The organism is Vibrio sp. 10N.261.55.A7 (assembly GCF_002877365.1).
Classification (GTDB): Bacteria; Pseudomonadota; Gammaproteobacteria; order Enterobacterales; family Vibrionaceae; genus Vibrio.
The window spans coordinates 26,863-40,581 of sequence record NZ_MCWZ01000028.1 but is presented as its reverse complement, the minus strand read 5'-3'; the positions used below and the strand labels follow the sequence as shown (position 1 = coordinate 40,581).

13 protein-coding genes are annotated in these 13,719 nt (G+C 42.4%); 6 read left to right on the top strand and 7 right to left on the bottom strand.

The genetic code is table 11. The features are described 5' to 3' along the window. Positions 1-261: 261 nt before the first annotated feature. Entirely contained in the window at positions 262-1,197 is a 936-nt protein-coding gene (locus BCU12_RS03345) for a LysR family transcriptional regulator (protein WP_102402974.1), read from the bottom strand. A 168-nt stretch (positions 1,198-1,365) separates the two neighbouring features. Between BCU12_RS03345 and BCU12_RS03340 the strand changes: the two genes are divergently transcribed. After that, positions 1,366-3,210, top strand: a complete 1,845-nt coding sequence (locus BCU12_RS03340; RefSeq protein ID WP_102402973.1) for a 2-oxoacid:acceptor oxidoreductase subunit alpha — start codon at positions 1,366-1,368, stop codon at positions 3,208-3,210. After that, complete coding sequence (locus BCU12_RS03335; protein ID WP_102402972.1) at positions 3,207-4,205, top strand: 2-oxoacid:ferredoxin oxidoreductase subunit beta; 999 nt, start codon at positions 3,207-3,209, stop codon at positions 4,203-4,205. The genes BCU12_RS03340 and BCU12_RS03335 overlap by 4 nt, the downstream gene beginning before the upstream one ends. Before the next feature lie 244 nt (positions 4,206-4,449). Here the strand turns inward: BCU12_RS03335 and BCU12_RS03330 are convergent, their stop codons facing one another. Further along, positions 4,450-4,755, bottom strand: a complete 306-nt coding sequence (locus BCU12_RS03330) for a helix-turn-helix domain-containing protein (protein WP_241909735.1) — start codon at positions 4,753-4,755, stop codon at positions 4,450-4,452. A gap of 166 nt (positions 4,756-4,921) precedes the next feature. Here BCU12_RS03330 and BCU12_RS03325 point away from each other — a divergent pair, with 166 nt between their 5' ends. Further along, positions 4,922-5,908: an LD-carboxypeptidase gene (locus BCU12_RS03325; RefSeq protein WP_102402971.1), complete on the top strand. Its 987-nt coding sequence runs from the start codon at positions 4,922-4,924 to the stop codon at positions 5,906-5,908. Positions 5,909-6,032: 124 nt separating this feature from the next. After that, positions 6,033-6,461, top strand: coding sequence for a helix-turn-helix domain-containing protein (locus BCU12_RS03320; RefSeq protein WP_102402970.1), 429 nt, complete (start codon positions 6,033-6,035; stop codon positions 6,459-6,461). A gap of 62 nt (positions 6,462-6,523) precedes the next feature. Here BCU12_RS03320 and BCU12_RS03315 read toward each other — a convergent pair whose 3' ends face one another. After that, positions 6,524-7,453, bottom strand: a complete 930-nt coding sequence (locus BCU12_RS03315; RefSeq protein ID WP_102402969.1) for a M14 family metallocarboxypeptidase — start codon at positions 7,451-7,453, stop codon at positions 6,524-6,526. A gap of 121 nt (positions 7,454-7,574) precedes the next feature. Further along, on the bottom strand, positions 7,575-8,210 hold the full coding sequence (locus tag BCU12_RS03310; protein WP_102402968.1) for a DsbA family oxidoreductase: 636 nt from the start codon (positions 8,208-8,210) through the stop codon (positions 7,575-7,577). 358 nt (positions 8,211-8,568) lie between these two features. On the opposite strand from BCU12_RS03310, the gene BCU12_RS03305 reads away from it, so the two are divergent. Further along, positions 8,569-9,921, top strand: a complete 1,353-nt coding sequence (locus BCU12_RS03305; protein ID WP_102402967.1) for an alpha-amylase family glycosyl hydrolase — start codon at positions 8,569-8,571, stop codon at positions 9,919-9,921. A gap of 149 nt (positions 9,922-10,070) precedes the next feature. On the opposite strand, the gene BCU12_RS03300 is transcribed toward BCU12_RS03305, so the two are convergent. Further along, positions 10,071-10,682: a hypothetical protein gene (locus tag BCU12_RS03300; RefSeq protein WP_102402966.1), complete on the bottom strand. Its 612-nt coding sequence runs from the start codon at positions 10,680-10,682 to the stop codon at positions 10,071-10,073. Positions 10,683-10,873: 191 nt separating this feature from the next. Between BCU12_RS03300 and BCU12_RS03295 the strand changes: the two genes are divergently transcribed. Continuing rightward, positions 10,874-11,977, top strand: coding sequence for a 1-acyl-sn-glycerol-3-phosphate acyltransferase (locus BCU12_RS03295; RefSeq protein ID WP_102402965.1), 1,104 nt, complete (start codon positions 10,874-10,876; stop codon positions 11,975-11,977). Positions 11,978-12,085: 108 nt separating this feature from the next. Here BCU12_RS03295 and BCU12_RS03290 read toward each other — a convergent pair whose 3' ends face one another. After that, positions 12,086-12,682 carry a hypothetical protein gene (locus BCU12_RS03290; protein WP_102402964.1) on the bottom strand — a complete coding sequence of 199 codons (597 nt, stop codon included), beginning with the start codon at positions 12,680-12,682 and terminating at the stop codon, positions 12,086-12,088. Between the two features lie 314 nt (positions 12,683-12,996). After that, the gene (locus BCU12_RS03285; protein WP_102402963.1) at positions 12,997-13,554 is read right to left on the bottom strand and encodes a PhnA domain-containing protein; all 558 of its coding nucleotides are present in this window, start codon (positions 13,552-13,554) and stop codon (positions 12,997-12,999) included. Positions 13,555-13,719 lie beyond the last annotated feature (165 nt).

The following is a 13,719-nucleotide window of genomic DNA, read 5'->3' as shown; positions in this document are numbered from 1 at the left end:
TGGCGGGGGACAAAGGTCAGTGCGATGTAGAGCATTAAAATTTCAAGCTATCTTCGATTGAGCAGTTCTCGAAGATAGCAAAATAATAAAATAATAAAATAATCTATGCTTTTTCTACTTGCTACCAAGCACAGATCCTCTTTGATTAAACGCTACCAGTGCATTGATAGCACTACGCTTGCCAATAGGCGATTTCTATCACTACGAAATAGACTTACTTTGAAATTATTGATGTACCGTTAAACAACGAATACGTCTGTATTACTCTGCGCCATTACTCATCCAAGTCTTGTACGCTGTCTCTCCCTGTTTTTCTAGTTGTTCAACAATGTATTCAATAAATACTCTCACCTTGGCAGGCATATAGTCACGACTCAGATAGTACAGATAAACAGCTTGTTCTGATTTACGCTGGGGCGGTGAAATTAGCGTTAGTTCTCCATTTTGGACAAGATCTCGTGCAATAAAATGGGGCATAAATGCAAGTCCAGCTCCTTGGCAGGCAAGCCTTGCCATGGCATCTCCATTATCTACAATGATTTGATAATCAGGATCGACACTAAATATTTCCTCATCTTTTGAGCTGCATATTTCAAGTAGGCGACCTGATTGCCTGAATCGGTATACGATCCAGCGATGGCTAGCGAGTTGCTCTGCAGATATTGGCGTACCAAATTGTTCTAGGTAAGAAGGGCTAGCAAATATGCCCATATCGATAGGGCACAGCTGTCTCGCAATTAAGTTACTGTCATCGAGCCTTCCGCTGCGAATTGCTATATCGGTTCCGCTATCAACTATGTTTGTATATTCATCTGAAAAGCTCAGTTCGATATTAATATCTGGATACTTATCGCAGAAGTCGGGAATCAAAGGAACAACGTAAAGCTTCCCAAACGATAGAGGCAAACTGACTTTCAGTGTTCCAGAAGGAGAAAGAGAGCTTTGCGCCAATTCTCGCTCACTACTGTCAATTAGTGAAAGAACGTCACGAGCGGTCTGAAGGTAATGGCTACCAGCTTCGGTTAATTGTAGCTGCCGTGTCGTTCTGTGTAGAAGCCGAACGCCTAAGTCTTTTTCTAACCGAGCAATGGCTTTACTGACAGTCGAAGGGGATTGGCCCGACTGATTTGCAACGCCAACAAAGCTGCCATTTTCGACAAGTGAAACGAAGAGTTGCAATAGATTTAATTTATCCATTTCAGACTTCAATTGGTGAATAATCTTCAATAGTAAAGTGACCGAACGACTATTTCAACACCCACTAATCCTAACTATGATGGCTAAAACTATTGCTAGCTCTCTGATTATTAGAGATTTGAAAGCTTAGATTAGACAGAAGACATTTGTTACTTTTTAGGGGCGTAAATGATCGTTAATCAACGTGGGCACGAAGTGCTCTGTTTCGCTGGAGATTCAGGAGATGGGATTCAGCTAGCGGGAAGTCGTTTTGCAAGTAATGCATCTGTTTTTGGGAATGATGTTGTTACTTTGCCTGATTACCCTGCCGAGATCAGAGCGCCTGCTGGCACAGTATCTGGCGTTTCAGCGTTTCAATTACAATTTTCGTCTGGTGAGATTCATACCGCTGGCGATGCATTTGGCGTTTTAGTCGCAATGAACGCGGCAGCGCTAAAAAGTAAAGTGGTTGATTTGATAAGTGGTGGGCTGATATTGGCAGACCTAGATGGCTTTACTAAAAAGAATATAACCCTAGCTGGCTATTCATCAGATCCGTTGAGTGATGGTAGTTTGTCAGAGTTCAGACTGATTGCAGACAATTTCACGAAGTTAACGGTTCAGTCGTTAAACGAGTTGGACTTGCCTTCAAAACAACTCAAACAGAGTAAGAATTTCTTCGTACTCGGTATTGTTCTGTGGGTTTATAGCCGTTCGTTAAATGAAACAGAAGAGTGGTTGAACGATACGTTCTCAAGTAGACCAGCAGTGTTGGAAGCCAATACGTTAGCACTACAAGCGGGGTACAATTATGCGGATACTACAGAAATCTTCAGTGACACTTACCAAATACAAGCAGCACCTCAAAAAGAAGGGCTATACCGGAATATTTCAGGGAACGAGGCTCTATCACTTGGGTTTATCTGCGCGGCAGAAAAACTAGAGCGTCCTCTGTTTCTTGGTTCGTATCCCATTACACCTGCCTCAGAGATATTGCATACACTGTCAAACTACCAAGATTTAGGCGTTAAAACCTTCCAAGCAGAGGACGAAATAGCGGCGGCTTGTGCAGCATTAGGCGCATCTTATGCGGGTGCGTTGGGAATAACCGCAACATCTGGCCCTGGGCTGTGTTTAAAAGCTGAAACGTTGAACCTTGCAGTGATGGCCGAATTGCCTTTGGTGGTCATCAATGTCCAACGCGGTGGTCCATCAACGGGATTACCGACTAAAACAGAACAGTCTGATTTGTTATTTGCGATGTATGGGCGTAATGGTGACTCTCCTATACCCGTTTTAGCCGCGGCTTCGTCTGCTGACTGTTTTGATATGGCATTGGAAGCGAGTCGCATAGCTACGACATTTATGACTCCCGTAATCCTTTTAAGCGATGGTTACTTAGCGAATGGAACCGAGTCTTGGAAAGTACCTAACTTAGAGGATATTGCTCTCTCCCCTATACACACCTCAAGTAAAGGTGGGAAAGAAGAACCGTATTTTCCTTATGAACGAGACTCTATGACTAGAAGTCGTGAGTGGGTAACACCTGGAACAAAAGGAAAGATACACCGTATAGGAGGTTTGGAAAAACAATCTGTCACCGGCGAACCAAGCCACGATCCAGAGAATCATCAAACGATGACAAACGAGCGAGCCGAAAAAATAGCCGGTATTAGTGAGTTCATACCAAAGCAGTCAATAACAGGAGCTTGTGACGATCAGTTGCTAGTGATCAGTTGGGGAAGTACTTTTGGATCCGTTACATCCTCAGTTAAACAATTGAGGGAGAAAGGGAAATCAGTCGCTCATATCCACTTACGATTTATTTATCCATTTCCACTTAACTTGGCAAGCATAATCGCTGAATTCAACCATATCCTTGTATTCGAACTCAATGATAAACAGTTAGTAAAACTCATCCGATCAGAGTTTGCTGTCCCAGCACAAAGTGCTACTCAGGTAACCGGTTTACCGTTCAAGGTAAAGGATGTTTCTGAGATGATAACCCAATACATTGAGGACAATATCTTATGAGTGTTGAAACATTAAATAGAAAAGACTTTGTTTCATCTTCTTCTGTTAAGTGGTGCCGAGGATGCGGTGATTTCAATGTACTTAAAACTATGCAAGGAATGCTGGCAAAAACAGGGCGTACGAGAGAAGATACTGTATTCATTTCAGGGATAGGTTGTTCGTCTCGCTTTCCATACTATCTTGAAACATACGGTTTCCACACCATTCACGGACGTGCGCCTGCCATTGCCACTGGCGTGAAAGAAACAAACCCAAATCTAGAGGTGTGGGTCATCACCGGTGATGGTGATGCATTGAGTATTGGTGGTAATCATTTTATACACGCCATTCGTCGTAACCAGGATATAAAGATATTGTTGTTTAACAATGCCGTTTACGGTCTGACGAAAGGGCAGTTTTCACCCACGAGCGATAAAGGTTGGGTCTCAAAATCTAGCCCGTCTGGATCGCCTGACCGTCCATTACGCCCCTTGGCACTTGCAGCGTCAGCTGATGCAACATTTTTGGCCCGCACTTCAGATAACGATCCCGCTCATATGGCCATGGTGCTTGAGGCAGCGGCTGAACATAAAGGAACGGCTGTCGTCGAGATATTACAAAATTGTGTGATATTCAATGACAAAGTACACGACCGATACAATGCGCCAGCGAATCGAGAAGAAAACTTATTGTATTTGGAAGACAAACAGCCGCTACTTTTTGGCAAAGATAAGAATAACGCCCTTATAAACAGTGGTTTTGGATTCAGTCTAAAAAAAGCGGGTGACCCTTCTACCATCAAACATTCAACAGACACACAAGACTCTATTTATGCGTTTTCTTTGGCTCAATTGAGCTATCCAGAATTCCCAGTACCAGTTGGTATTTTTCGACAGATTCAGCGACCTACCTTCGACCAAGAATTAACGATGCAACAAAAGCATGCGACAGAAAAGAAAGGGAACAGAGATTTAAACAGTGTATTGCAACAAGGTAGCTACTTTCGATTAGGATAGTAAGCCAAATAATCAGGATGTTTTTTGAACAAAGTAGACAGATCACTGGATATACTTTGGCATTCTATGTTCTGGGCGTTTGCATACATCGAAATCATCTTTTCTTTCCTATCTACTACAACTTCCGATTGCTGTAGTAGGGGTCACTTGACGATTCGGAAAACATTGTACGATAAGAGCGTAACCCATTATTTTTAAGGGGAATCCAATTCATTTTATTCTTCATTACAAAGTAAAGCCTTTATCAGACTGCTCCAGATTTTTTGACCTTTTCGATAGTTGACCGGCTACAGCCTAAAAGGTGTTGAATCTGAGACCAGCTTTTACCCTCACTAAGTAAAAGCGCCACATTTTCTCTCAGTTGGAGATCTGGTTTTCTTCCTTGATATTTACCTAAAGCCTTAGCTTTCTGTATTCCTTGTGCCTGTCTTTTACGTCGGGTTTCATAATCATCCCTGGCCATTGCCGCAGCGAGATCAATCATGAATTCAGTCAGCACTTTTGAAATCATCGAATTTTCTAAGTCACCGCTGAGAGCGGGATGAGTCATAGGCTGGTCAAGATACAAGGGGCGGATTAAGTGCCATCAAGTTAAATCAGGTGCATATAAATTTTATTATCCCCGTTCAGAATTTAAACTTCTAATGTAGGAATGGCCATGAAGAGTAAGGTAATGTGGGAATTGTCATGAAGAGTAAAGTAATGTGGGAATTGTTATGAAGATTAAGGTTTGTATTTTTTTAGTATGCCTCTTATTACCTCTCCTTGCTAATGCATCTAATTTCGAAAACGTTGCCCTTGTATCGGTGTCAACTCAGTATGACGAACAGAAATTAGACAAAATAAAAAGCAAATTAGAAAAGGTTGGCTATAAAGTAACGGATCAATACTTACATCAAGTCGTTTCTGATTTGGGTTATGTTGACAATGATTATTCTCGAGCAAAAAACCTTATCAATGCTTTGTTAGATGACGATGTCGAAGTGATTTGGTTTGTTCGCGGTGGTGGTGGTGGATTTAACTTAATTCCCTACCTTTACAAAGAGGTGGAAAGATTGAAGTCTGCTAAACCTAAAGTACTAATTGGTTTTAGTGACGTAACCGCAATCCATTCTTTCGTCAACGAATACCTAAAATGGGACTCATTACACTCTGTTGTAGCTAGTTACAATAAGGATATGAAAGACCCAGATGACATTGCGATATCGACTAATGATTTGGAGCCACTACCAAATATTGCGAATATATTAAAGTCTGGAATCTCTTATAACGATGTTATCCCCCTTAACGACATCGCCAATAAAGGCGTTACGGGAGAATTGAGAGGAGGTAACCTGACGTTGGTTGCAGCTAGTTTTGCTACAAAATTTGAACCAAAATTTACCGATAAGGTTCTATTGTTGGAAGATGTCGGTACTTCTTTTCGTCAGTTAGACCGTAGCCTACAACAAATCCTATTCATGAATAAGATAGATGTAAATGCGATTGTTTTTGGTCAATTTTACCCACTGGATCCGACAGATGAACAGAGATTGATTTACAAGTCTGTCATTCAAAGATTCGCAGATAATTGGGGAAAACCCGTGTATTACTACCCTTTCATAGGACACGGTAGATTAAATAATCCCGTTATACTTGGTGAAAAAGTCACAATCACCTGTGATGATGAAAAAGTAGGGTACTGTAACCTTAGTCAAAAGTGAGAGTGAGTATTCCTCACCAGAGAGAAGCCCTCAATCGCTCCAGAGTCGTTTTATAAGCACTTACAAAGAGGGTTGGAAGCCTGAATATTTAGACTTTGAACCTCATTTTATTCCCACAAAAGTAATGACTGATCAGACGGTAACTGGCATTGTAAATGCGGGAAAAAAATTAAGCTTCATTCCCTTTGGTAATACCATCGCAGAGCTATCTCAAGACTCTATGACCAATTCAAAACTCAACTCGTTAGACAAGCTTGAACAGGTGAAAATTGTCACTGATTCGGTTTTGCTTCATGAGAATTTCGGAATGGATTATCTATCATCGTTATTCGGTGTATCGGAACGAACCATTCAGCGTTTATTTATACAAGAAAATGACAGCTTCAGAGATTATATAAACCGACAAAAAGCGCAAAAAACCAAAGCGCTCATGGCCCAAGGGCTATCGGTTGAAGAGGTGTCTGTCATTCTCAACTACTCCGATCCGGCAAAATTGAGTCGGGCAGTAAAAAACACCACCGGTCTATCACCAACCCAACTTAAAGATGTGTAAAACCGATTTAACGAGAGCACATGAGGAATTTACACTCATTGTGCTCTCAACTGTATAGCCAGTTACTTCTTGTTTAGATATGCGAGACCAAAATCAAGCGCACCGATAATCGCCGCAACTTGAGCGTGGTTGCATTCTTCATCCGTCACTTTCGGGCTATCTGGGTACACTTCCGTCGTCGTGCCAAATTGACAATTACTGAGTCCACCGCAAAGCGACAGCTCTTTTAATGGGTAGTTAATCACGCCGTGTTGAACAACATCCGAGCCAATGATTTTATTGTTGGCATCGGCCGGAGCGATATGCGTCACCTGTTTCACTGACTCAATCACCGCACGCTGAAATTCTGGCTGTGGGTTTTCTGTATCGCCTACCGTGTAAAAACCATCCGGTACCATACCTTCAATTAACTCTTTACCATCACGTGCAGCTAGAGCAGGGCGGAACTCAGTTTCGTCGCTGTCAGTGGTTTCGTGTAAGTCAACATGAATGAATATGTCGGTGTTTAAACTGTTCACCATCGCCATCAATTTGGCCGACTCTTCTGCTGGAGAATCTTGGTAAAAAGATCGGTTAGGATCGACCGCATTCGGGTTCCATCGGTTAATGGTTTCGTAACCCCAAGGGCTCACACACGGAGCAACCACAATATTGAAATACTGGCTATATAGTTTGCCTTGAGTTTCAATAAACTTGAGCGCGCCGTGAACGCCACTTGTCTCGTAACCATGTACACCACCAGTGACAAGAATCGTTGGCTTATCTTCTGTCCAGTTGCGGCTTTTTAAACAATAAAGTGGAAAACGAGCAGGGTCGTATGACAAAGAACCATATTGCTCAACATCGAAGTCTTTACCCAGATCTTTAATCTTTGGCACAACTTCTACGTTGTATTCGCGTTTAACCTGAGTTTGTTCTCTCCATTCAGACCGTTCTTTCTCTCCCCACGGTTTACCTTGTTCACCAATAGGGTATACAAATGCGCTTTTCATGACTTTACTTTACCGTTTCTTATTGATTTTAACCGAGCTTATGATGGCAAGAATAAGAGAGCAATGATTATTCGTTATAAATATGTTTGTCAGCAGTTGTATTGACTACACGCGAGTTGAATCACATATTTATTGTGCTTATTACGTCAGTCAGTGTGGATTCTGTTTGTGCACCGATAAGGACTTGTTTTTGATTAAAGATAAATGCCGGTACGGCGTTAATACCAGCTTCTACCCACTGCTGCTCGGTTACCGCAACAGCATTTTCCCACGTTTCATCTTGCATTACCTGAGTAGCAACCTCAGGATTTAGCCCAACGGTTCTGGCAATCTCTCGTAAATTTTCAATCGAACTCACGTCTGTAGATTGGGTAAAATAAGCCCGAAACAAAGCCATTTTAAGGCTGTACTGAAGACCAAATTGCGCTGACCACATAAGTAACTGGTGAGCTTTACGAGTGTTGTATATCTTCATGCTGGTAGAAAAGTTGAAAAAGAAATTCAGTTCTTTACCAAGCGTAGCCATGGATGAGCGCGCACGTTCACTCGCGTCGCTTGTCGCGGCGTATTTTTCGAAGGTATGTTGGTACAAATCCATCCCTTGCTGAGGCATGGTGGGGTTAAGTTCAAATGGGTGCCAGTGTATCTCGACAGGTTCTTTTAACGACAATCGGTCGATGACACGTTCTAGACGTAAATAGCCAATGACACACCAGGGGCAGACCACATCTGAAACAATATCGACACGAAACGCCATTATGATCTCCTTTAACCGCTATCTTTAAAAATGACAGTACCTAAGAGACTACAGTCACCAATAGTACTTTAACTTTGAACTCGATCACCTTTCTACGAACCGCCTCAATTTGATGAATCGAATTATTGTGTTTGCCTACTAAAAGCGTCAGTAGTGAGTTAAATATAGAAGTGCTGTCTTCTGTTGCAGCCCAAGCGGAAATCTCCTTTCAGGTGGATAGAAATAGGGGAGGGTGAGACAACTACGCCCTTCTACTCATACGAGTTTATTGCTGCTAAGGGGGACTATTTTGATTCTATTTATTTATATAATGCCGATATTGAAAGTTACAAAACACTATTTAAGGAATTAGATACGTATGGAAAACGTGAACTATGCCAACGTTATCTTGCACGCATTTGATTGGCCATATGCATTAGTAACTGAACGTGCAAATGCTATCGCGAGCGCCGGCTATAAGTCTGTACTTGTGTCACCACCAATGAAGTCATTGACTCACCCTAATGGGACTCAATGGTGGCAGCGCTATCAACCCCAAGACTATCGAGTGATCGATAATCAGCTGGGCAATACAGAAAGATTCATCGAGATGATCGAAAGCCTCGCGGCTTATAACATCTCTGTCTATGTTGATGTGGTATTCAACCACATGGCGAATGAGTCTTCGATTCGTAACGATCTCCAGTACCCAAGTCAAGAAGATTTGGACGAGTATCATTCCAATTCAGAGTTCTATCAATCACAGAGACTATTTGGTGATCTCACCAAACCGCTTTTTACAGAAGATGACTTCGTGGAAGCGTTTGGGATAAAAGACTGGAAAGATAAGTGGGAGGTTCAAAATGGACGAATCACCGGCGGCCCGCAAGATCCTGGTCTACCGACGCTAAGAGACAGTGACTACGTTATTGAACAGCAGCGTGCGTATCTTACGTCGTTGAAAAAGCTTGGCGTGAAAGGGTTTAGAATCGATGCGGCTAAACACATCACCTTAAAGCAATTGCAAAAGGTATGGAGTAAAGATATTACTCATGATGTGCATATTTTTGGGGAAATCATTACTGATGGCGGCGCAACGAAGGAAGAGTATGAGCTATTCTTGCAGCCCTATTTAAAAGAAACGCGTCTAGGGGCCTACGATTTCCCACTATTTCAAACTATCTATGACGCTTTAGCACCTAAAGGCAGTTTAAAGTCTTTGGTCAACCCTTATTGCTTTGGACAAGCGCTGTCGAAAGGTCGAGCGATCACATTCGCCATTACTCACGATATTCCCAACAACGATGTGTTTAATAACCTTGTGATGGATGAGAACAGTGAGTGGCTTGCCTATAGTTACATTCTTGGCAGAGATGGCGGCGCCCCTTTGATTTATAGCGACTTAAATCCAAGCGGAGTGAAAGATTCTTCAGGGGAACCTCGTTGGATGAGTGCTTGGGATGATAAGCGCATCCAAAGTAGAGTCCGCTTTTACAATGAGATGCATGGTCTGCCAATGACGATAGTCGAAGCCAGTGAAGACTTGCTGATTTTTGAACGTGGTGAAGCGGGGATCGTGATATTGAACAAGTCATCTAGGGCCTCCAACGTAGAGCTGAAAGCCGATGGCGTGTGGTGTGACTACCTGACCGGATTGGATTTTGAAGCTAGTGCAGGCTTAGTCGACATTAAAGTAGAAGCCAAAAGCAGCCTTATGTTGGTGAAACAGTAATACACCAAGCCATATACAGCTACATAAGACCGAGAAGATGAGTTAACGCTGCGTTTTAATGTGTAGGTGACTCAATGACTATAAGCACTGATCGATTCGTTCAGTGCTTATTTGTTTGTATGATGCTGTACTTAAGACGTTACTGAGTTTTAAAGTTGCTGACCTAAAATCAATGTGGCCACTTGATCACACTCTTTCTCATTACCAGCAAATAGCTGCTCTGCAATCAGCGGTTTCTTTTGGCCCGAGAGCGCACGCTTTTTTGCTTCACGAATAAGCAACGCTAACTGTACTTGAGCATCTAATGAGCTGGTCTGAAGCGGCTGCCACGATGAAACCGCTTGGCTAAATCGATCGAGTTTCAATTTCGGTGAAAGCTTGGTTGCCTCTAGTTTCAACAATGAAAGCATGGCATGTGTATGATCATCGCTGTCTTCTTCCTTAATAGCCAATTGGTTCAACAGCGCGGCAAGCAGTTCGCCAGGCTTAATCTGACCAGAACTCGCTGGGAAATTGAGCGTCAACCTTGATGAGAAATCGATGGTTTGAATTGTGCTCGCGGGGAAGAAGGTAATGCTGCACAAACAATCGAGTGGAATCCAGATGGATTCGCCTTTATGAATCGCATATTCACTCTTACCTAAGCGAACAAGCGCTAAGCCTTCTAGAACTCGAATTAAACTGTGTTTGATTACCTTTTTACGAGGTGTCGTAGTTAAAAAGTCGTAATGAGTAATTTGATGTTGAACCGCGTAATTCATGAGCTTTGTTTCAATCTAGGCTAGGCAAGGATTTGGGCGACAAGATTACCTCTTCTACCAACAAATGCCAATAGAACTGAATGATAATCACATTTATCTGGTCAGACCTTGGTTGTTATGAGAACTCTATTGCTGCTAATAAGGGGAACTATGCGTAGAATAAGCGAGTTTTTTTTAATACGTAGTAACTAATGACTTCTAATACCGATCCATACATAGATATTCGTCCTTACAACGATGAAGAGATCCCTGCCGCTATTGAGCGACTAATCAATGATGAAGAGTTCATCAGTGCGATCCTTCACCACCGTTTTTCAAACCACGCCCCTTGGTTTATGGCAGTGATGAGTCCGTTTGTAAAGACGTACCTAAAATTCAAGTGGAAGAAACTGAACAGCATTGAAGCGATTCAAAAAGAAGTGAAAAAATACCTGACGAATACCCTGAAAACGACAACGAATGGTGTCACTTTTAGCGGTTTGGATAAGTTAGATAAAAAGACGTCATATCTATTCGTGTCTAACCACCGCGATATTGCGATGGATCCAGCGGTGGTGAACTACGGCTTGCATGAAAGTGGGCATCAAACCATGCGCATCGCGATCGGTGACAACTTACTTAAGAAGCCTTGTGCGACTGAGCTAATGCGTTTGAATAAGAGTTTCATTGTTAAGCGTTCGGCGAAAGGGCCTCGTGAAATGATGAAGGCGTTGGGTACGCTCTCTAGCTACATTAAACACTCTTTAGATACTGGTCATTCAATCTGGATTGCGCAGAAAGAAGGGCGAGCAAAAGATGGCAATGATTTTACAGATCCTGCCATTTTAAAAATGTTCCACGTTGAAGGTCGTAAGCAGAAAGTAAAGTTTGCAGACTATATGACATCGCTAAAAATTGTGCCTGTGTCGATCTCTTACGAAAATGATCCATGTGATATTGCGAAAGCGCGCGAGTTATACGAAAAAGCAACACATGGTGCGTACGAGAAAGGTGAATTTGAAGACATAGAAAGTATTATTCAAGGCATAGTAGGGGACAAGGGACGAATCCATGTCGCGTTTGGTGATGTGATCACTGGTGAATATGAAGCGCCTGAAGACTTCGCAGCTGAAGTCGATCGTCAAATTCACGATAACTATAAACTGTTTCCAATCAATGAACTTGCAGCGGATACTGAGCGTGACATTGATACAAGCACACGCCAGCGTCTGCAGGAAAAGCTGGAACAGTTACCGCTTGACGCGCACAAATATCTGCTTGATAGCTACGCAAACCCAGTAAGAAATCAAAGCTAATCAGTTTCTTACCACAAGCACATATAAAAAGAGATGCGAAAATGCATCTCTTTTGCTATCTAGTGAATAACGTCGCCGTGCTTGTCGACACATCGTGAGTAAATAGCGTTATCTCGCGACTGCGCCACCGAGCGTTAAATTGCTCGGCCATTTGGTTACCGTATTCCCACCAAGGTATATATTCCCATTGACGGTCATGGTGTCTGGAAAAGTCGTGATCTTCGAACCGCCAATAAATAAACTGCCTTCTACGACAAGCCCTTCAGGCAATTCTTCTAAAGGTGTTCTGATAACACTCAGGTCGCCTTTGACCCTAAATCTAGGCGGTAAAGACGCCACTTGAGTATCCGTAAGATTAATGTAGCCACCCACTTTAACGCCACCAGGCCAGCGTGTAAGTTTTGACCCTAACAGGTTTGCATAGCCCTTAATGGAAGTGCCTTTTTGAAGTCGCGCTAAATCGCAATTGGTGGCTTCTAAACTGCCACCAATCTCTATGCCCTTAGGAAGTTTTGTTATCGCAGTTTTCGAGATATTGAGATTACCTTTGACGACCAATCCATCGGGTAGGGATGTATAGGGCTTGTTCCTTAGATCAAGGTTTCCATAGTTATCGAGATGGTTCAGGATTTTATAATGGTCGAGATGCTCACCATGAACAATGGCAGAGAATAGCAGCACAAGTGAAAATAAAACGGTTTTCATTAAACGGAATTCGCTATTGAGGGTGCAGTGGTTAGTATCGTAAGGAAGAGCAAATGAATCAATCTTTAAAGAAGAATCTGTGAGACTTACTCAGCTAACAAACGGCTAAGTAAAAATCTAGATGAAGAATGAGTTGAAGAACCAATTGAAAAACGAAGCGAAAAAGAAACGAAAAAGAAGCGGACAAAGGCTAGAGGGATGACAAGATGGACGTAACCAAGAGTCGAAGAATGGCAAAAACAAGACTTCAACTCTAGGGAATGACCAAGCTTAACTCTATAAATTTAATAGAATAAACTTGGTATTTTAGATCATTACTTTTTACGACAATATTCTGCGATCACGTACATTGATTGACCACCGTTTGTCTTGCCTGAAACCAGTTTAGGGTCGTCGCCAACGCTAATACCACGGATAACGGTTCCTTGTTTGATCACTTGGTTCGTTCCTTTTACAGGAAGATCTTTAATCACTGTAACGTCGTCGCCCTTCTTAAGCTCTACGCCGTTAACGTCCAAAGGTTTGTCATCTGCAGACATACCAATTTGAGCCCAAACTGACGTTTCTTCTTCAAGGTACATCATTTCTAGCAAGTCTTGAGCCCAAGACTCCGCAGACAAGCGGGTCAGTTGACGCCATGCCATTACTTGTACAGGTGGCTCTTGGCTCCACATACTGTCGTTTAGGCAGCGCCAGTGGTTAATATCTTGCGGGTCATCAATTTCACTTAAACATTTGTCACAAAGCATCATGCCGTGATCGACTGTTACGTGGCTATGAGGTGGTACAGCGTATGCTGTTAAAGATGATTCACTTCCACACAGTTCACATTTTGATTGGCAGCGTTCTAGCATAGTTGCTTCAGAAGACATAATAGACTCACATTCGGTAAAGTTAAATAACGCGCATATTATCCACTTTATCCATAGAAATGAAAGGGGATTTCACCTTAACGAATAGCAGAGTCTCTTTGCATCATTTCATGGTCATTGTGGAGTCTGAACTTTGCCCGCACAAAGCGACAACGTAACTTTAAG